The organism is Tardiphaga robiniae (genome assembly GCF_013359755.1).
GTDB lineage: Bacteria > Pseudomonadota > Alphaproteobacteria > Rhizobiales > Xanthobacteraceae > Tardiphaga > Tardiphaga robiniae.
Window position 1 is genome coordinate 1 of the sequence record NZ_JABMCJ010000042.1, and the last position, 591, is coordinate 591.

1 protein-coding gene is annotated in these 591 nt (G+C 58.7%); it reads right to left on the minus strand.

All coding sequences use genetic code 11. The features are described from left to right. Positions 1-591: phage tail tape measure protein (locus tag HP556_RS00225; RefSeq protein ID WP_175365478.1), on the minus strand; the 591-nt coding region annotated here is incomplete at both ends.

The following is a 591-nucleotide window of genomic DNA, read 5'->3' on the forward strand; positions in this document are numbered from 1 at the left end:
GCCATATTCTGTGCAATACCATCAAAGGTCTGCGTGGCTGCACTTTTTACCTGCGACATACTGTCCGTGGCGCTCTCTTCCCACTCACTCCAGCCGGACTTCAGGCCTGCCATCCAGTTCCCGCGAAGCTGGTCTTCAGCCGCCCAGGTCTTTTTCTGCTCTGACATGACGTTATTCAGCGCCAGCGGATTATCGCCATACTGTTCCTTCAGGCGCTGTTCCGTGGCTTCCCGTTCTGCCTGCCGGTCAGTCAGCCCCCGGCTTTTCGCATCAATGGCGGCCCGTTTTGCCCGTTGCTGCTGTGCGAATTTATCCGCCTGCTGCGCCAGCGCGTTCAGGCGCTCCTGATACGTAACCTTGTCGCCAAGTGCAGCCAGCTGGCGTTTGTACTCCAGCGTCTCATCTTTATGCGCCAGCAGGGATTTCTCCTGTGCAGACAGCTGGCGACGTTGCGCCGCCTCCTCCAGTACCGCGAACTGACTCTCCGCCTTCCACAAATCCCGGCGCTGCTGGCTGATTTTCTCATTTGCTCCGGCATGCTTCTCCAGCGTCCGGAGTTCTGCCTGAAGCGTCAGCAGGGCAGCATGAGCA